The 17,547-nt window shown below is 59.3% G+C and carries 18 protein-coding genes and 1 riboswitch; of the genes, 5 read left to right on the top strand and 13 right to left on the bottom strand.

Translation table 11 applies throughout. From position 1 onward, the window contains the following. Nucleotides 1-50: 50 nt before the first annotated feature. Entirely contained in the window at nucleotides 51-464 is a 414-nt protein-coding gene (locus tag BM235_RS20635; protein WP_090116130.1) for a hypothetical protein, read from the bottom strand. Between the two features lie 271 nt (nucleotides 465-735). On the opposite strand from BM235_RS20635, the gene BM235_RS20630 reads away from it, so the two are divergent. Beyond that, nucleotides 736-1,437, top strand: coding sequence for a hypothetical protein (locus BM235_RS20630; protein ID WP_090116129.1), 702 nt, complete (start codon nucleotides 736-738; stop codon nucleotides 1,435-1,437). A gap of 353 nt (nucleotides 1,438-1,790) precedes the next feature. On the opposite strand, the gene trxA is transcribed toward BM235_RS20630, so the two are convergent. The 3 genes from trxA to BM235_RS20615 all read right to left on the bottom strand — a co-directional run bounded on the left by trxA (nucleotide 1,791) and on the right by BM235_RS20615 (nucleotide 3,636). After that, nucleotides 1,791-2,102 carry a thioredoxin gene (gene trxA, locus BM235_RS20625; RefSeq protein WP_090116128.1) on the bottom strand — a complete coding sequence of 104 codons (312 nt, stop codon included), beginning with the start codon at nucleotides 2,100-2,102 and terminating at the stop codon, nucleotides 1,791-1,793. A gap of 146 nt (nucleotides 2,103-2,248) precedes the next feature. Next, nucleotides 2,249-2,674, bottom strand: a complete 426-nt coding sequence (locus BM235_RS20620) for an RrF2 family transcriptional regulator (protein ID WP_090116127.1) — start codon at nucleotides 2,672-2,674, stop codon at nucleotides 2,249-2,251. 131 nt (nucleotides 2,675-2,805) lie between these two features. Further along, complete coding sequence (locus BM235_RS20615) at nucleotides 2,806-3,636, bottom strand: aldo/keto reductase (RefSeq protein WP_090116126.1); 831 nt, start codon at nucleotides 3,634-3,636, stop codon at nucleotides 2,806-2,808. A 156-nt stretch (nucleotides 3,637-3,792) separates the two neighbouring features. Here BM235_RS20615 and BM235_RS20610 point away from each other — a divergent pair, with 156 nt between their 5' ends. Further along, nucleotides 3,793-4,434 carry a DsbA family oxidoreductase gene (locus tag BM235_RS20610; protein WP_090116125.1) on the top strand — a complete coding sequence of 214 codons (642 nt, stop codon included), beginning with the start codon at nucleotides 3,793-3,795 and terminating at the stop codon, nucleotides 4,432-4,434. An 86-nt stretch (nucleotides 4,435-4,520) separates the two neighbouring features. On the opposite strand, the gene BM235_RS20605 is transcribed toward BM235_RS20610, so the two are convergent. From BM235_RS20605 to BM235_RS20590, 4 genes are all read right to left on the bottom strand, one after another. Further along, a complete protein-coding gene (locus tag BM235_RS20605) occupies nucleotides 4,521-6,005 on the bottom strand; it encodes an NAD(P)/FAD-dependent oxidoreductase (RefSeq protein WP_090116124.1) in 1,485 nt (494 codons plus the stop codon). A 50-nt stretch (nucleotides 6,006-6,055) separates the two neighbouring features. Then, a riboswitch (purine riboswitch) is annotated at nucleotides 6,056-6,155 on the bottom strand. Between the two features lie 646 nt (nucleotides 6,156-6,801). Further along, nucleotides 6,802-7,668 (bottom strand): transglutaminase family protein, encoded by an 867-nt coding sequence (locus BM235_RS20600; RefSeq protein ID WP_090116123.1) that lies wholly within the window; start codon nucleotides 7,666-7,668, stop codon nucleotides 6,802-6,804. Continuing rightward, nucleotides 7,665-8,618: an alpha-E domain-containing protein gene (locus tag BM235_RS20595; protein ID WP_090116122.1), complete on the bottom strand. Its 954-nt coding sequence runs from the start codon at nucleotides 8,616-8,618 to the stop codon at nucleotides 7,665-7,667. The genes BM235_RS20600 and BM235_RS20595 overlap by 4 nt, the downstream gene beginning before the upstream one ends. 21 nt (nucleotides 8,619-8,639) lie before the next feature. Then, complete coding sequence (locus BM235_RS20590; protein WP_090116121.1) at nucleotides 8,640-10,094, bottom strand: circularly permuted type 2 ATP-grasp protein; 1,455 nt, start codon at nucleotides 10,092-10,094, stop codon at nucleotides 8,640-8,642. Between the two features lie 397 nt (nucleotides 10,095-10,491). Here BM235_RS20590 and BM235_RS20585 point away from each other — a divergent pair, with 397 nt between their 5' ends. Continuing rightward, nucleotides 10,492-11,385, top strand: a complete 894-nt coding sequence (locus BM235_RS20585; protein WP_255374498.1) for a cation diffusion facilitator family transporter — start codon at nucleotides 10,492-10,494, stop codon at nucleotides 11,383-11,385. Between the two features lie 128 nt (nucleotides 11,386-11,513). Here BM235_RS20585 and cyoD read toward each other — a convergent pair whose 3' ends face one another. From cyoD to BM235_RS20560, 5 genes are all read right to left on the bottom strand, one after another. After that, nucleotides 11,514-11,855, bottom strand: a complete 342-nt coding sequence (gene cyoD, locus BM235_RS20580) for a cytochrome o ubiquinol oxidase subunit IV (protein ID WP_090116119.1) — start codon at nucleotides 11,853-11,855, stop codon at nucleotides 11,514-11,516. 1 nt (nucleotide 11,856) lies between these two features. Then, on the bottom strand, nucleotides 11,857-12,477 hold the full coding sequence (gene cyoC, locus BM235_RS20575; protein WP_090116118.1) for a cytochrome o ubiquinol oxidase subunit III: 621 nt from the start codon (nucleotides 12,475-12,477) through the stop codon (nucleotides 11,857-11,859). Beyond that, complete coding sequence (locus BM235_RS20570) at nucleotides 12,477-14,435, bottom strand: cbb3-type cytochrome c oxidase subunit I (RefSeq protein WP_177244261.1); 1,959 nt, start codon at nucleotides 14,433-14,435, stop codon at nucleotides 12,477-12,479. The genes cyoC and BM235_RS20570 overlap by 1 nt, the downstream gene beginning before the upstream one ends. Before the next feature lie 13 nt (nucleotides 14,436-14,448). Then, the gene (cyoA, locus tag BM235_RS20565) at nucleotides 14,449-15,456 is read right to left on the bottom strand and encodes a ubiquinol oxidase subunit II (protein ID WP_090116117.1); all 1,008 of its coding nucleotides are present in this window, start codon (nucleotides 15,454-15,456) and stop codon (nucleotides 14,449-14,451) included. 265 nt (nucleotides 15,457-15,721) lie between these two features. Continuing rightward, nucleotides 15,722-15,961 (bottom strand): hypothetical protein, encoded by a 240-nt coding sequence (locus BM235_RS20560; protein WP_090116116.1) that lies wholly within the window; start codon nucleotides 15,959-15,961, stop codon nucleotides 15,722-15,724. A gap of 342 nt (nucleotides 15,962-16,303) precedes the next feature. Between BM235_RS20560 and BM235_RS20555 the strand changes: the two genes are divergently transcribed. Both BM235_RS20555 and BM235_RS20550 read left to right on the top strand, forming a co-directional pair. After that, nucleotides 16,304-16,633 carry a hypothetical protein gene (locus tag BM235_RS20555; RefSeq protein ID WP_090116115.1) on the top strand — a complete coding sequence of 110 codons (330 nt, stop codon included), beginning with the start codon at nucleotides 16,304-16,306 and terminating at the stop codon, nucleotides 16,631-16,633. Beyond that, nucleotides 16,633-17,544: a DUF4097 family beta strand repeat-containing protein gene (locus BM235_RS20550; RefSeq protein ID WP_090116114.1), complete on the top strand. Its 912-nt coding sequence runs from the start codon at nucleotides 16,633-16,635 to the stop codon at nucleotides 17,542-17,544. Before BM235_RS20555 ends, BM235_RS20550 begins: the two co-directional genes overlap by 1 nt. Nucleotides 17,545-17,547 lie beyond the last annotated feature (3 nt).

Genomic DNA, 17,547 nt, shown 5'->3' with positions numbered 1-17,547 from the left:
TCATTCGATTAACCAGATTATAGCACAGCCGCCAGCGCGAATTGTTACGCTTACTTTTCGCCCATGCCGCCTTCTTTCATGCTCGCCTGCGGCGACATCATGCCGTCGTCCTTCATGCTCGCCTCCAGCGACATCATGCCGTCACTCTTCTTGCTCGCCTCCGGCGACATCATGCCGTCACTCTTCTTGCTCGCCTCCGGCGACATCATGCCGTCGTCCTTCATGCTCGCTTCCGGCGACATCATGCCGTCGTCCTTCATGCTCGCTTCCGGCGACATCATGCCGTCGTCCTTCATGCTCGCTTCCGGCGACATCATGCCGTCATTCTTCATGCTTGCCGACGGCATCGGCGGATTGTCATTCGCCTTGTCCGTTCCGCATCCCGCCAGCGCAGCCGCCAGCGCAGCGGTCGCCAGCAGCAGGCAGAGCGGCTTGCCCGATTTTTCCACCCTTGTTCTGTTCATGATGATGCTCCTCCCCGATCCGTTATGATCTCAGGGTACCGCTTAGGCCTAACGAACCGCTAACCGATTTTCAACGAAAGGCTTAAAAGAATCTTACGAAAGCATTACGACCGGAAAAGCCGTGGTTACCTAGGATTCCCAACGCCTCGCGCGCTTTATTTATCCCAATATTCGTGCCCCCGCACCGGAACATCCGGCGACATTTTGCGTCTAAGATATACGAATTTAAAAAAGAGCTAAATTCCGTATCTCTTCTAGGAGGTTATACATCATGAAACCCAGGATGCTCCCATACTTCGCCATGCTGCTCGCCGTGGCGCTGCTGGCCGGATGCGGCGGAGGCAACGACGATCGCAATGCCGCTCCGTCGGCGACTTCGGGCACTCCCGTCGCTTCGCAAACCGATTCAACGCCATCCGAAGGCTCCGCCGCGACGGCCTCATCCTCATCCTCGGCTTCCGCCGCTCCGTCCGATTCCCAAAAGGCGCTGTCCGCCGCGGCCAAGGATGTCGTGGAGGCGCTCCGCGACCGCGATTTGAAGCGCCTTTCCTCGTGGATCGATCCGAAGCTCGGGCTTCGCTTTTCGCCCTACGCCGCGATGACGGAGACGGATCGAATATTCAAGCCCGAAGCGCTGCCTTCCTTCAAGAGCCAGGACAAGATCAAATGGGGCACGGCGGACGGCAGCGGCGATCCGATCGAGCTGTCCTTCCGCGATTACTTCGACAAGTTCGTGTACGACAAGGACTTCGATACCGCCCCGTCGATCTCCGCGAACAAGCTCGTCGGCAAAGGCAATTCCGTCTACAACGGACAAGATACGTATCCCGGCTCGGCCTTCGTGGAATTCCACTTCCCGGGCTTCGACGACTCCGCCGACGGCATGGATTGGGAGAGCTTGATCCTTACGTTCGTGCAGAACGGCAGCGATTGGCGGCTGGTCGCCCTGACGCATGCGCAGTGGACAATTTAGTACGGCAGCATGGGCGTATTCTTATGCCTCGCCCCCGTTGATCCTTCGCCGTAATAAATGCAAAAATGCACCTAATTTAACCGAACTCGACCCTTTTAGAAGGGATAGATGCAAAAACGCATCTAAATCCCCAATTAAGCCTGATTATCGTGCATTCTTTGAATTTAACTGCACTTTTGCATTTATTTCATAAAGCGTCGCTATACGGTAAAAAAATAAGTGTAAAAACGCAGTTATTCGACCCGCAACATCATCCGGGAAGCTCCAGCCCTTCTAACGCATATGCTCTGATCCGCTCAAAAAAACAAGCACCGCGTCCTTGGACGGGGTGCTTGTTCGCGTAGCAGGCTCGATTAGAGCTGGTTTTGAATCTTGGCCTTCAGGGAATCCTTGCTTTGCAGACCGACCAGCTTGTCGACCGGTTGGCCATCCTTGAACAGGATCAGCGTCGGGATGCTCATGACGCCGAATTGGGAAGCCAGCTCAGGCTGCTCGTCGACGTTCACCTTGGCGATCGTCGCCGTGCCTTGAAGCTCGGACGACAGTTCTTCGACGATCGGGAGCTGCATTTTGCAAGGTCCGCACCACGGCGCCCAGAAATCAAGCAGAGACACGCCTTCGCTAACGGTCTCGTTAAAGTTGTCCTTCGTTACGACTACGGCCATCGTAATCCACTCCTTCAGAGGTTTAATGAATTCTGTATATCGTTCCTATATGATGATCGGACGACGAAGCGCCATGGCTCCGGTCCGCTCCATCCTGCGACTGCTGCCATCCCGCGCGCGGAGCGCACAACGAACCTTACCCGCGGCTAAGTCTTCTGACACGCTTTGATGCGCGACAGCATCTGACCGATCGTAATCCCCTGGAAATAGCTCTCGAGCTGCTTCTCGGCGCCGCAGAACACGGAATTCATCACTTCCTGCATATTGGAACCGACCATGCAGTCCATATCCGGATTGCCGCTGCACCAGTTCGGCGTGATCGCGCCGGCCGCCATCGTCCGGTAAATATCCGCCAGCGTCATGTCCGAAGGATCGATGCAGAGCCTGTATCCGCCGCCCGAGCCTTCGCGCGTCGTCACGTAGCCGTTTTTTCGCAAGAAACCGAGTACCTTCCGCACCCGCGCCGGATGCGTGCAGACATTGGCCGCGATCTCTTCGCTCGACGCCATGCCGTCCGGCTTGTGCGCGAGCAGGACCAGACTGTGTACGGCAATAATAAATTCGCTGTTCATATGCGGCGCCCCCTTTCCCGGCGGGTTACTGTAATATTAACAGTTACAGTTGCAGCTGTCAAGGGGAGATACGACACGGTTAAAGCTTAGCATGCCGCCCGCGCTCCCGCCCTATTCCAAGGCGCGCACGCTCAATCGCCCCGGACCAGATCCGGATCCATGCCGAAGCGGCGATCCTCGTTCAGCCCGTCGATCCGGGCCATGTCCGCATCGGAGAGCGCGAAGTCGAACACGTCCGCGTTCTCCTCGATGCGCCGCGCTTGCACTGATTTGGGAATGACGACGATCTCCTGTTGCAGATGCCAACGGAGCACGACCTGCGCCGGCGTCTTGCCGTATTTGTCCGCCAGCTCGGCCAGCAGCGGCAGGTCCAGCCGTCCCTGCATGAGCGGGCGCCACGCCTCCGGCTGGATGCCTTCGCGCCGCAGGAATTCAAGCAAGGGCTTCTGCGTCAGCAGCGGATGCAGCTCCACCTGATTGACCATCGGCTTGATTCGGCAGACGCCCATCAAGTCCTCCAAGTGATGGATCTTGAAGTTGCTGACGCCGATGGCGCGCACTTCGCCTTCGTCGTACAGGCGTTCCAGCGCCCGGTATGTATCCTTGTACTTGCCCGGCACGGGCCAGTGCACCAAATAAAGATCGACCGCGCCGATGCCGAGCCGCTCCTTGCTCCTGTAAAAGGCGCGCAGCGTCTCGTCGTAGCCCTGCTCGTCGTTCCATACCTTGGACGTGACGAACAGCTTGTCTCTCGCGATGCCGGAATCGCGGATCGCCCGGCCTACGTCCGCTTCGTTGCCGTACAGCGACGCGGTATCGATCGCGCGGTAACCCGCCGCCAGCGCGGCCCTCACCGCATTCTCCGTTTCCGCGCCCGACTTGGCCCGCCATACGCCCAGCCCTAGCCGGGGCATCCATTCGCCGTTCAGCAGTTCCACGGCCGATGCCTTCGTCCACCGCATCCCGTCCACTCCTTTTCGCGACGATCTTAGGCCATGTTACCACGGATACGCAAGGTCCGCACGTTGATCGCGACCGCTCGTTCTGGCATACTCAAGGTGTCGGCGAAGCCTAGCGCCCCGCCGCCCCAACTTCAAAAAGACGAGGAGCTAACGCTCATGCATATCGACATTTACTCCGACATGGTCTGCCCTTGGTGCAGAATCGGCAAAAAGAACGTGATCGACGCGATCGAACAATGGGTTTCGGAATCCGGAGAGGACGTCACCGTGAGCTATCATGCCTTTCTGCTGGATCATTCGCTGCCCCCCGAAGGGTTGCCCTTCCGCGCTTCGATGGCGCACAAAATGGGCGGCGAACACCGCATCGAGGAGATGCTGCAGCGCGTGACCGATGCCGGCGCGGCCGTCGGCGTGCCGTTCCGGTTCGACCGCGTGACGCGGATGCCGAATACGGTGCTGGCGCATCGCCTGACCGCGATCCTGCCCGCAGATCGGCAGGAGGCTTGGATCGACGCCGTCATGATGGCATATTTTGAGTACGGCAGAGATATCGCGAAGCGCGACGTGCTGCTCGAGATCGCGGCGGACCTTGGCCTTGAGACCTTCCCGCTCGAGACGGCGCTGGACGAAGGCCGCGGAGCCGAGGAGGTGCAGGAGGATCTGGAGCGCGCTTCGGCCATGGGCATCTCGGGCGTTCCCTTTTTCGTGCTGAACGGCAAGTACGGCTTGTCCGGCGCCTATCCGGCCGCCGAATTCGTCAAGGCGTTCGGGAAGATCGCGGAGCAGGGCGGCGCATAAAAATAAAGGGAGGCAGCGCGATACGCTGCCTCCCCTTATTTTTATAGCTTCGAGAAGCGCCGGACAGACAAACTGTTGACCGTGGTTTATACGGAGACGATATCCGATGATGCCGCGCCCAAGCTGTCGGTCTTCCCCTTCATGCGCTCTGCGACGGCGCGCGCGATCCATACCCCTGCCGCGCCGGCTTGCGCGAGTCCCCGCGTGATGCCCGCGCCGTCGCCGCCGCAGTACAATCCGGCGATCTCGGTCTCAAGCCGGTCCGTCAGCTGCGGACGCGCGGAGTAGAACTTCGCCTCGACGCCGTAAAACAGCGTATGCTCGGACGCAAGGCCTGGCGTTACCTTGTCCAGCGCTTCGACCATCTCGATCAGGCTCTTCATCGTGTTGTACGGCAGGACCAGGCCCAGATCTCCAGGCACGGCTTCTTTTAACGTCGGCTCCAGGAAACCTTCCTTGATCCGCGCTGCGGTCGAACGGCGTCCCCGCAGGATATCGCCGTACTTCTGCACGATGACGCCGCCGCCGGACAGGTCGTTCGCGCGCTCGCAAATTTCCCGCGCGTATTCGTTCGGCTTGTCGAACGGCTCGGTGAACTTGTGCGACACGAGCAGCGCGAAGTTCGTATTGGACGAGCCGAGCGCCGGATCCTTGAACGCATGGCCGTTCGCGGCCATGACGCCGCTGTGGTTTTCGACGACCACGTGTCCGGACGGATTGCTGCAAAACGTGCGGACGCGCGTGCCCACCGACGTGTTGAACACGAACTTTCCCTCGTATAAATGCTCGTTGATCTCGCGCATGACCACATCCGACGTCTCGACCCGTACGCCGATATCGACCTGGTTGCTGTGCATTTTGATGCGGCGCTTCTTCAGCACCTCCGTCAGCCAAGCCGATCCGTCCCGTCCCGGCGCGACCACGACCGTGTCCGCGAACAGCTCCTCGCCGCCCTTCAGGACGACGCCCGTCGCCCGGTGCCCGCCGCCTTCCTTTACGGTCAGCAGGTCCGCGACCTCCGTCTTGAACCGCATCTCGATCTTGTCCGCCAGGTAGGCGGCGATCGACTTCAGAATCTCCAGGTTCTGCTCCGTGCCGAGGTGCCGCACCTGCGCGCGCAGCAGCTTCAGACCGGCGGCATAAGCACGCTGTTCGATGCTCTTGACGACGTCGGTCGTCGGGTCGGTAATGGTATGCGTCGCGCCGTGGGAGAGGTTGACCTCGTCTACGTACTTAATGAGGCCCAGCACCTGCGAGGCCGGCAGATAATCCGTCAGCCAACCGCCGAACTCGGTCGTAATGTTGAACTTCCCGTCGCTGTACGCGCCCGCCCCGCCGAAGCCCGCCGTGATCGAGCAGGCCGGCAGGCAGCCGGCGAATTCTTTTTTCCCGGCAGCCGGGGGACAGAGCTGAATCTTCTCTTCGAGGATCGGGCACCGGCGGCGGTGGATCTCATGGCCCTTGTCCAGCAGCAGCACCTTAAGACGCGGGGACTTGCGATAGAGCTCGTAGCACGCGAAAATACCCGCCGGCCCGGCGCCGACGACGATGACGTCATAAGCATTCGTCATTTTGTTCTGCCTCCCGAAAATGAAAAATTCCCGACCGCCAAAAGATACGGAGATGCCCTCCGCTCCTTCGTAGTCGGGAATTCACGGTTCCCGGTAGAGACCACCGGCCCTTATCGCCGGAGATATACGAATGCGCGTATAGTCGATGCCTGATGGCGGTTAGGTAAATTGTTGTCTTGCGATACGGTAAAGCAGCTGCAGCTGGGTTAGCCGCTCAAATGTTGTGTTCACTGCTTCCCGACAGTTAGTTTACGCGCGTCAGGCGTACGTGTCAATGATAATTGCGCGAATCGTACGTAAAAGGCGACGATTTTTAACATTATCAATAAGAAGCACGTTTTACTTAGACCAGAATCCGAACATTCATCATTGAAAACGAGGTGTCTCTGATCCATCCCCTGCTATTCAGCAGGCGATCCGACCCCACAGCTCGTTCTTGGCCTCATCGCCTACTATTCAGCAGGCGATCCGGCTCCCCAGCTCGCTTCCGGCCTCATCCCCTGCTATTCAGCATGCGATCCGACCCCACAGCTCGTTCTTGGCCCCATCGCCTACTATTCAGCAGGCGATCCGGCTCCCCAGCTCGCTTCCGGCCTCATCCCCTGCTATTCAGCATGCGATCCGACTCCCCAGCCCGCTTCCGGCTCCATCGCTTACTAGTCAGCAGGCTTCGCCTCCCGCAACAAAAAAAGCCGCCCGCCGCCGCATTTCCGCGACTCCCGGACAACTTTTCATACGCACCCTGCCGGCAGCAAATATATAATTCTCCCGCTACCTGCATCCAACCTCGCCCGCGTTATCCCGCCAGCTGCACATCCACGTTCACCGTCAGCGTCTGCTCGCCGGTCCCCCGATACACGCCCTTGACCGGCACGATGTCCAGGTAGTCCCGGCCATGCGCCAGCTTGACGTACCGCCAGTCCACGAGCCCGTTGTTAGTGGGATCGAAGCCCTGCCAGCCCATGCCGGGCACGTACACCTCGACCCATGCGTGGGAAGCCTGCTCGAAGTCCGCATTCCGCCCCTGCAGGTCGCCGACGAAGTGGTACCCGCTCACGTACCGCGCGGGCACGCCGCGCATGCGGCAGATCGCGAGCAGCAGATGCGCGAAGTCCTGGCAGACGCCCGAGCCGATGGCGATCATCTCGTCGGCCGTCGTGTGGACCGCCGTCGACAGCGGCTTGTACTCGAAGTCGCCGAAGATGCGGCCGGACGCGCATTGGACAAAGTCGAATACGCCTACCCGCTCGGCTCCGCATGCCGCATCCTCGGCGTACCCCGCAACCGTCGGATGAAAGGTCGCGAAGGGCGTCGGCAGCAGATACTCCGCATTGGCGTCGCGAAACGCGTCGGTGCGCAGCCGCGACCACGACTCGAACGGCTCGGTCTCGGACTTGCGCTTCATCTCCGAGTCGCGGGTGACGACCGTCGACCGGGAAGTGATGACGAGCTCCCGATGCGGATGGTTGGCCGTAAAGGCATGCACGCGATTGCCGAAGTAATCTTCGTAAGACATCAAGGAAACGTTGGGCTCGATGATCAGACGGTGCTGGTAGCAGGCTTGGCGCTCGTCAGTCCGAGGGGCGAGCCGCAGCTCATTGACACTGTCCGTCACCGGCGCGCCGTACCTGTAGGTCGTGACGTGGGTAATATCCAGCTTCATGCCGTGACCTCCCGTCCGGGGGAAAAAAAAGCCTTCGCCATCGCCTCGCCGAGCTGACTGTTCGTCGCGAGCAGTTGCTGCAGGACGGCGTCCAGCGAATCGGCGTTGATGTCCGGGCGCTCCAGCCACCCCAGTTCGGAGCGGGCTTTGTCGGCGGTCCGAATGATCCGGTCGAGCCCCGAGCCCGACCGGCTCGCCCCGGCTCGCAGCGCCTTGAGGTGGTCCGAGAAGCTCGCGAGCGCATAGTGGACGGACCGCGGGAATTGCTCTTGCGCCAGCAGAAACGACGACACCTCCTCCGTGCTCAGCTCCTCGATGCCGAGCCTGCGAAAGGCCTCGTACCCGCCGACCGACTTGAGCACGGCCATCAGGTAGGCGTAGGAAGAGCTTCCCGTCTCCGCCGTATATCGCAGCACGGATTGAAGCAGCCGCACGATATTTTCGGAACGCTCGAGATACCGTCCGCTCTCCATCATGCTGTACGCATCGTCGCGCAGCGCGATCGACACCGCCGTCCCTTGGAACGCCGCCAGGCCTTCCTTGATACGCTGATAAAACCGATGAGGCGAGTCTCCGAGCACCTCGGCCGTATCGCAGCTTTTCAGCCATAGATAGAAGCCGTTCAGCAGATTCCATAGCTCGGAAGGGAGCCGATCCCGAATCTTCCTCAGATTATCCCGCGCCTGGGAGACGCAGACGACCAGCGAGTTGGCCTGCGTCGCGTCCAGCGTCAGAAAGTGGATGACCTCGCGTTCGCCGTAGGCGGCATGCTTCTCCTCGTAAGCCGAGAGATCGCCGATCGCGCCTACGATGCGGCGCCACACCTGTTCATCCGGCCCCTGCTCATCCTCCCGGAGGTGGTAGTACACGTCAATGAGCCGCGCGTGGTTTTCCGCCCTCTCCGTATAGCGTCCGATCCAGAACAACGATTCCGCGATGCGGTCCAGCATAGCGTCTCCTCCTCGTCACGATCATGCTAATACCCATGTATCCTTGCAGCCGCCCCCTTGGGACGAATTGACGACCAGCGAACCTTCCTTCATGGCGACGCGCGTGAGCCCGCCGGGCAGCACATGCACCCGACTGCCGTTCATGAGCGCGAACACGCGAAGATCGATATGCCGCGATACGAGCCGTCCGTCCATGCAGACGGGGGCGGTGGACAGCTTGATCGTCGGCTGCGCGATATAATTGTCGGGATCGGCCATGATCTTCTGAGCGAAGGCCGCGCGCTCTCCCTCGGTCGACGAAGGACCGATCAGCATGCCGTAGCCGCCCGACAGCGACGTTTCCTTGACGACCATCTCATCCAGCCGCTGCAGCACGTATTCCCTTTCTTCCGGACGACTCATCAGATAAGTGGGCACATTGGAAAGAATCGGCGTTTCGTTCAGATAGTAGCGGATCATGTCCGGTACGAAGGTGTATATCGCTTTGTCGTCGGCCACGCCCGTGCCCGGCGCATTCGCGATCGCGATATTGCCGAAGCGGTAAGCGTTCATCAGCCCGGCGACGCCGAGCATCGAATCCGGCCGGAAGGCGAGCGGGTCGAGGAAGTCGTCGTCGATCCGCCTGTACAGCACGTCGACCCGCCGTTTGCCGCGGGTGCCGCGCATGTAGATCTTGTGGTCCTCGCAGACGAGATCGCGTCCTTCTACCAACTCGATGCCCATCTGCTGCGCCAGAAACGCATGCTCGAAATACGCCGAGTTGAAGCTGCCGGGCGTCAGCAGCGCGATGACGGGATCGCTCTTGTCCGTCTGGGCCATGGCGCGCAGGGAGGATCGAAAAGCATCCAGCGTACGGTCGATGCCGCGGATGGCGTGGGAGAAGTATAATTCCGGAAAATCGTGGGTCATGGTGGACCTGCTTTTGAAAATGTACGAGAACCCCGAAGGAGAGCGCAAATTGTCCTCCAGCACGAAGTAGTCGCCCTTCTCGTCGCGGATCAGGTCGATGCCCGATGCCGTCACGTAAGCGCCGCCCGGCACGGAGAGACGCATCATCTCGCCTCTGAAGTAGCGGTTGCCAAGCACCATGCGCCTGGGGATTAGCCCATCCTGGAAAATATGCTGCTCGTGGTAGACGTCCTTTAGAAATGCGTTCAAAGCGCGCACGCGCTGCGAGACGCCGCGCTCGATCTTCTCCCATTCGGCGCCTGGAATGATGCGGGGTACCAAGTCGAACGGAATCGTACGCTCAAGCGCCTCGGATTGGCCGGGCTGCGACAAGGTGAAGGTGATGCCCTCCTCCATCAGCCGGCGGTTCATCTGACGCTGCCTGGCTGCGCGCTCGTCGATGCTGAGACGCGAGAGGATGGCTTGCACCTTTTCGTAATGACCCCTGACCTGCGTCCCTTCGAACATCTCGTCGTAAAACTTCGAGGCAGGAGGCGACAGCGAGGTGATTGCGTTCCATAATTCCATGACTGCGGCTCCTCTCCGATCCGATACTCGGAGGACAAGAGCCATTCCTCCCTTCGGGCGGGGATCCGGCGATAGGCGTCTGCCTGACGGCAACCGTTTGTTAAATGAATCATATTCTCCCGTGAATTACATGTCAATAAATTTTACATATAATAAACAATTTTAACGACGTATATCACCCAATCATAACTTCACGCGTCAGAAATGAAGAGAATTTCAACAAATCTCGTCATCTTTACTACTCGGCAAGCGACCATCGACGCTCATCATGCCGAGGATAACCGGCACGCAGCATCCAACCATTCGCCCCTTCCCTCCGACCGCCTCCGAATTAGGCATCCCGCGCGGCGCTATGATAAAATATCGAAACAATGATTGGCAAAAGGAGCCACCGCCGTTGACCTCAAAAGCAAACGCAGGGCTGCTGTCCATCTGGATCAGCCTTGTGAGCAACATCGCGCTCACCATCCTCAAGATCGTCGTCGGCCTGCTCTTCGCGAGTCCCGTGCTCGTGGCCGACGGCATTCACAACGCCGGCGACATCATTGCGACCGTGGCGGCATTGACGTCCTCCATGGTGTCTAAGAAACCCGCGGACGAAGAACACCCATACGGCCATGGCAAGGCGGAAGTCGTCGCCTCCGCGCTCGTCGCCATCATTCTGGCGATCGCCGCGCTCTGGATTGGCTATCATGCCATCCTGACCCTTCGCGAGCCGCCGGAGAGCGAGAGCCTGCTGCCGCTCGCCGCAGCCGTCGTTTCTCTTGTCTGGAAGCAAGCCCTGTACCTGTACACAATCCGGGTCGGACGCGCCGTCAACAGCAAGAGCGTGCTCGCCACCGCTTACGACCACCTCGCCGACGTGTATGCCTCGCTGGCGGCCGTGATCGGGATCGGTCTGGCCTATATCGGCGAACGGCTCGATTGGTCTTGGGCCGCATACGGCGATCCCGTAGCCGGCATCGTCGTGTCGCTGCTCGTGCTCAAGCTCGCCCACGAGATGGGCACCGACGCCATCGACATCCTGATGGAGCGCAACGTATCGCCGGCCAAGCTCGCGCAGTACGAAAAGTTGATCGCCAGCGAACCCGAGATCAAGCGCATCGACCGCGTCCGCGCCCGCGAGCACGGCCACTATATCATCGTAGACGTGCGCGTCGGCATTCCGAGCCACTATACGATCCAGCAAGGCCACGATATCGGCCGCGCGCTCAAACGCTGCATCATGGACAGCGATCCGGACGTGGTCGAGGTGCTCGTCCATATGAACCCGTGGAACGAGGGAGAATAGCCAAGCTATCGCGCACGTTTGCAGGATACGCATGCTCCGTATGCGACTCGCGCCCGAGCATACAAAAAAGGCGACCCTTAGCCGGATCATCCGCTAAGGGTCGCCTTCTTATATAGAACCTTAATTCCTCAATGCGCCACCATGTTGTACTTCATGATCCAGATGGAGCCGGCGACGATCGTCAGGACGATGACGAGGCCGAGCAGGAGCACCATCAGGTTGTAGCGCGGCTTCTTCTCTTCCTTCAAGTGCATGAAGAAGAACAGCTGCACGACGAATTGCAGGACGGCCGTCGCGAGCAGGACGACGTCGGCGGCGTTGCCGGTGACGATGTCGTTCAGCACGAGGATCAGCGGGATCGCCGTCAGAATGAGCGACAGGACGAAGCCGAGCACGTAGGACTTGAGCGAGCCGTGGGACTCGTGCGCGTCGGCGCCGTGCGAGGCGTGCGTGTCATGATGCTGCGCCATCTTACCTCACCCCCATCATGTACACGATCGTGAAGACGAAGATCCAGACGACGTCGAGAAAGTGCCAGTACAAGCTGATGTTGCCGATCTTGCGCTTGGTCACCGGCGTGATGCCGCGCTTCGCCACCTGCAGCATCAGCGCGACCATCCAGATGAGACCGATGGAGACGTGAAGACCGTGCGTGCCGACGAGCGTGTAGAAGGCGGACAGGAAAGCGCTGGTCGAGATCTTGGCGCCCTCGTCGACCATCTTCAGGAACTCGGTCACTTCGAGCGTGATAAAGGACGCGCCCAGCAACGCCGTAACGATGAGCCAGCCGATCAGGCCCTTCTTGTCGCCCCGGTTCATGGACAATACGGCCAGACCGCTGGTGAAGCTGCTGGTCAACAGGATAAACGTCTCTGCGATGACGCCCGGCATCTCGAACAGCTCGGAGGCGGTAGGCCCGCCCGCCGTGCTGTTCATGAGGACGGCATACGTGGCGAACAACGTGCCGAATATAATACAGTCGGTAATGATGAAAATCCAGAAGCCCATCGTCCGAAGCGCTTCGAGGTCGTGATGGCCGTCATGGCCGTGATCGTGGTCGTGCGATGATTGGTTAGCCGCGACATGCGCCATTAGACAACCCTCCCCGCTTTAGCTTCGGTCTTTCTAACCTCTTCAGCCGTTACGTAGTAATCCGTGTCGTAGTTAAACGAGTGATACAGCATGGTGGCCGCGATCCCGATCGCGCCCGGTACGATCAGCCACAGCCAGTCGAATACGAAGCCGAAGCCGAGGATGAACCAGAACACGGACATGACGATTGGCGTCCCCGAGTTTTTCGGCATGTGGATCGGTTCGTACTTGGGCGGCGGATCCTGGACGCCCTGTGCGGCCAGCTCCTTGCGGCGCCACCAGTCGTCTCTGCCTTCGACCTTCGGCGTGATCGTGAAGTTGTAGAACGGCGCAGGCGAAGGAATCGACCACTCCAGCGTGCGTCCGCCCCATGGATCGCCCTTGACGCGCTCCATGAACTTGATGCTGTGCAGAATCTGCCACACTTGGAACAGGAAGCCGATCCCCATCAGGAAGCCGCCGATCGTGGAGACGAAGTTCCAGCTCCACCAGCCGGTGTCCCAGCTGTACGAGCTGACGCGGCGCGTCATGCCCATGAGGCCGAGCACGTATTGCGGCATGAAGCAGACGTAGAAGCCGATGTTCCACAGCCAGAACGCCCAGCGGCCGAGCTTCTCGTTGAGCTTGAAGCCGAACACCTTCGGCCACCAGTAGTACAGACCTGCGAAGTAACCGAACACGACGCCCCCGATGAGCACTTGGTGGAAGTGAGCGATCAGGAAGTAGCTGTTGTGGAACTGGAAGTCGGCCGGCGCGACGGACAGCATAACGCCGGTCATGCCGCCGACGATGAAGCATGGAATAAATGCCATCGTCCAGAGCATCGGCAGCTCGAACGTAATTTTCCCCTTGTACATCGTAAACAGCCAGTTGAATATTTTGACCCCTGTCGGGATCGCGATGATCATCGTAGTGACGGCGAAAAAGGCGTTGACGTTCGCGCCCGAACCCATCGTGAAGAAGTGGTGGGCCCATGTGAAGAACGAAAATATGCTGATGCTCATCAGCGCGAACACCATGGAGCCGTAGCCGAACAGCCTCTTCTTGGAGAAGGTGGCCACGATCTCCGAGAATATGCCGAACGCCGGCAGTACGACGATATACACTTCAGGGTGACCCCACATCCAGATGAGGTTGATATACATCATCGGATTGCCGCCCATATCGAGCGTGAAGAAGTGGGCGCCGAAGTAACGGTCGATGAAGAGCAGCGCCAACGTCACCGTCAGAATCGGAAACGCCAGGATGATCGTCAAGCAGCTCGAGAGCACCGACCAGGTGAACATCGGCATCTTCATGAGCTTCATTCCCGGCGCGCGCATCTTCAGAATCGTGACGATAAAGTTGATACCGGTCATCAAGGAGCCGATACCCGAGATTTGAATGCCCCAGATATAGAAGTCCTGCCCCACGCCCGGACTGAACATCTTCTCGGAGAGCGGCGGATAAGCGAGCCATCCCGCCTCCGGCGAACCGCCGATGACGAACGAGACGTTGAACAGCATCGCGCCCATGAAGAACAGCCAGAAGCTCAGGGAGTTCAGCAGCGGGAACGCGACGTCGCGCGCGCCGATCTGCAGCGGTACGGTTAGGTTAAACAAACCGAACATGAGCGGCATCGCCATGAACAAAATCATGATGACGCCGTGCGTCGTGAAAATATCGTTATAGTGATCGGGCTTCAGGAACTCCATGCTGTCTGGCAGCGCCAGTTGGGTCCGCATGAGCAAGGCATCGACGCCCCCGCGGAACAGCATGAGCAGCGAAGCGATGACGTACATGATGCCGATCCGCTTGTGATCGACGGTCGTCAGCCACTCGCGCCACAGCCAACCCCAGCGCTTGAACGCGGTGAGCGCGACAACGATGGCGACCATCGTCAGTCCGATCGCGACGTCGGCGCCGTAGATGAGCGGGTCCCCAGTCACGAAGAAATCGGATAGCTTGGTAATCTTCAATCGGGTCCCCTCCTTAATGTTGATGCGCGGCGCCGCTATCGCCCGCGTCGGACATGTCCATTTCGCTCATGTCCATCTCGCTCATATCGTGGCCGGCTTGACCGTCCGCGACGTCCGCGCCTTCGTTGGACGAAGCCGCATCTCCGCCGTGATGATGGCCGGATTGGCCTGCCACGACGTACTTGTTGACGATATTGTCGAACATCCCGTTCGGGAATGCGGAGAACGAACGCACCAGCGAAGTCGCCGGCTGCGCGAGCTCGTTATAGCCTTCCTGGCTCATCGCCGGATACGATTGCTTGACGTCTTGCACCCACTTGTCGAAGTCGGCCCGCGACGTCGCCTTGGCGTTAAAGGTCATCTTGCCGAAGTATTCGCCGCTGAAGTTCGCGCCCGTGCCGAAGTAATCGCCCGGCTCGTCGGCGATCAGATGGAGCTTCATCGCCATGCCGGACATCGTGTAGATCTGGCCGCCGAGCTGCGGGATCCAGAACGAGTTCATCGGCGCGTCCGCGGTCAGTTGAAACTGAACGGGAACCTTCTCAGGGAACTGTACGTAGTTAACCGTAGCGATGCCTTGCTCCGGATAGAGGAACAGCCACTTCCAGTCCAACGCTACGACCTGGATCGTGATCGGCTTCTCGTCGGAAGCGAGCGCCTTGGAAGGCTCCAGCTTATAGCTGTATTGCACCGTGACGATCGCGATCAGCAGAATGATCAGGATCGGAATGCCCCACCAGACGGCTTCCAGCTTCGTACTGTGATCCCACTCGGGCTGGTACGCTTCTTTCTTTTTGCTCTTCGCCCGATACTTCCAAGCGATCCAGAACGTCAATATGAGGACGGGCACGATAATGATGAGACACAGTCCCGTCGTGATATAGATGAGATCAAGCTGATGCTTGGCGATCTCCCCTTTGGGATTAAGGACGACTACGTCCGCGCATCCCGACAGCAGGAACGTCATCAGCGCCAGCGGCAGGAACGCCGCCGCCCGCATGAACCACCCTTTGTACTTCATTTGCTCACACTCCTTGATTGCGGCTTGGCGCCGGGCCCGCGGCTGCTCTCGTCAGAACTCCGCGCTATGTCATTAACATATCAAAAACCGAAGGCCGCGGCGCTGCTGTTAACAAATGCGTCAATGTTTGTTTGATATTTAGCAATAAATTGTTCACCAATTCGACCTTTGTTCAAACAAACGCAACAAAAAAACTGCCTTGCGCGGAGAAGTCTCTCTGCGCAGGCAGTCTTTGGCTGAATGGATCCTTCCGGCGGGCGCCGGATCAGGCGAGGTCTTCGACCTTGTCGAGACCTTCGGGCTCGAGATCCGACTTCTTCATCATCAATGGCGCGGCTACGCCGAACAGCAGAATCTGCAGGCCGCCTACGAGGAAGCCGATGCCGATCATCAGTCCGAGGTTGCCGTCGTTGAATTCGTTCATATTCAATGCGCTGCAAATGACGCCGAATGCAATAATAACCGCCGCCGTCCATTTCAACGCGATCGTCATGTCTTTTCTCATGTGAACAGCTCCCTTCAGTGGAAACGCTATCTGTGAACATTCTATCACAGAAATGTGACAAAATATAGTCTAAATCGGCCTAGATTCGAAATTTCACCTGCGCAGGACGGCTTCGATTCAACTTTCAAGCTGCGTCACGCTCGCATTTCCTCTTACCCGGCCGAAAAGGCTTCCAAACGAAACGCCCTTCATATAACCCGCGGATGCCGTCCCTTCCCTGGACCTGAGGCGGAGCGGCGGTCCAACCGGCGTCTGTTCCCCGGAAGCATGCGTTCATTCTATAATGAAGCGGCAGGCTTGGAATTATGCAGGCCGCCTAACGTACAGAAATGGGGAACAAACGTGAACGACAACAGATCGGCTAGTCCGGCGGCCGTCGCGCTGCTCTGGCTACTCGGCATCTTCGCCATCCCGCTGGGGCTCGCGCTGTGGGCCGTATTATCCGCCCTGGCCGCAGCCAATATCGCGCTCATCGCCGCTCCGGTTGCGGTACTGCTGGACTGGACGCTGAGCGGAGAACGCTACCCGGCAGCCCTGTTCGTCAGCTTCGCGGTAACAGGCTTCGGCATGCTCGCCGCGCTCGGCACGATCGCAGCATTCAAAGCCGGCATTCGTTGTACGGCCGGCGGACTCGCCTTATCGGCCCGCATTCGGAAAGGAAGGGCATTATAATGAAAAAAGTATCCTGGGTAACGATCGCGATCGGCCTCATTCTCATCGGCTTGGGGGGCGCAGCATATTACAAATTCCACTTTGCGGAACCGCTAACGGCGCATTCGCAGGCGTGGACGTTCGACGAGGGAACGCTTCGGTCACTCGAGATCGACGGTGAAGCGAAGAGCCTGGATGTACGCTTCGTCGCGAGCGCGGACGGCAAGAACACCGTCACGCTGAACGGCGAAGAAGAGCAAGAGGTCATCGACCGGCTGTCGGACGTGACCGTGCAGGACGGCAAGCTGAAGCTCGATCTGGATGCCAAGGACAGATGGTTCAACATGGACTTCGACTTCGGCAGCCACAAGCAGACGATCGTCGTCGCGCTGAGCGGGACCGGTCGGCTGGACGACGTCACGATCAAGTCGGACTCCGGCTCCGTGACCGTGGACGGCCCCAGAGCGCAGCAAGTGGCGATCGGCTCTGATTCCGGCTCGCTGCGGGCTTCGAATATCGATGCGGGAACGGTCGAATTCAAATCCGACTCCGGTTCGGTCAAGCTCGGCGCCGTTCGCGCAGAACAACTCAAGGTGAAGACGGACTCCGGCAGCATCGAGGCAGACGGCGTGACGGCCGACGCGACGGCCTCGTCGGACTCCGGCTCGGTCCGGATCTCGTCTTTGACCGGCACGGCTTCGATCAAGACCGATTCCGGCAGCGTACGGCTGTCCAAGACCGACACGTCCTCCGCCGACGTCTCCAGCGACTCCGGCAGCGTACGCGTCGAAGTGCCGGCGGCCTTCGCCGGTCACTATGACCTCCGCTCGGACTCCGGCTCGATCCACTCGCCGGATTCGCCGGGTCAGACGAACGACACGATTAAAGTGCGTACGGACAGCGGCAGCATACGGGTATCGACGGCGGAATAAAGC

The organism is Cohnella sp. OV330 (assembly GCF_900112065.1).
GTDB lineage: Bacteria > Bacillota > Bacilli > Paenibacillales > Paenibacillaceae > Cohnella.
The sequence above is the reverse complement of the archived record's forward strand: the minus strand, read 5'-3'. Positions and strand labels throughout refer to the sequence as shown.